Origin of the sequence: Amycolatopsis thailandensis, from assembly GCF_002234405.1 — a bacterium.
In the GTDB taxonomy this organism is placed as follows: Bacteria; Actinomycetota; Actinomycetes; order Mycobacteriales; family Pseudonocardiaceae; genus Amycolatopsis; species Amycolatopsis thailandensis.
This window is the reverse complement of sequence record NZ_NMQT01000317.1, coordinates 1-568: the sequence shown is the minus strand read 5'-3', so window position 1 is coordinate 568 and position 568 is coordinate 1. Positions and strand designations below refer to the sequence as shown.

The following is a 568-nucleotide window of genomic DNA, read 5'->3' as shown; positions in this document are numbered from 1 at the left end:
TGGCGGCGAGATCGACTGGATGCGCGTCCCCGACCCGGTTTCCGTCGCCAGGCCGGACGAAAAGCCGCGCGCCGGCGACCGGTTCGGTGACCTCGTCGCGTCGCCCGCCGTCGTCCGGTTGGCCGCCGCGCACGGCATCGAGGCCGAGACCGGCGCGGACGCCGTCGCCAAGGCGCGCGAGCAGAAGAACGAACCCTTCCTCGACGACCTCGCCCGCCGTGTCGCGGGCGGAGCGGCCGGCCTCATCGCGGTCGTCGACCCCGAACTCGTGCTCCTCTCCGGTGACACCAGCCGTGCCGGTGGCGACGAATTCGCCGCACTGGTCGCGAAAAGGCTGCACGAACTGGTCCTGCCGCGCACCCCGGTCGGGGTCGCTTCGGTGCAAGGCAACGCGGTGCGCGAGGGCGCGCTTCAATCGGCGCTCGCCACCGTCCGCAGAGACGTCTTCGGCGTCAACACCCCTTCGCTCCTCGGATCCAGGCGGTCCGGGGCGGGAGAGCCCCATCCGATCGTGGCGATCCCGGATTCACGAACAGAACCACCGTCTCCCGCCCCAACCAACTAGGAG

At 71.3% G+C, this 568-nt stretch carries 1 pseudogene; it reads left to right on the top strand.

Annotation, left to right across the window (positions count from 1 at the left end):
* Positions 1–565, top strand: a pseudogene (locus tag CFP71_RS42570) (ROK family protein); the annotation flags it as partial.
* Positions 566–568 lie beyond the last annotated feature (3 nt).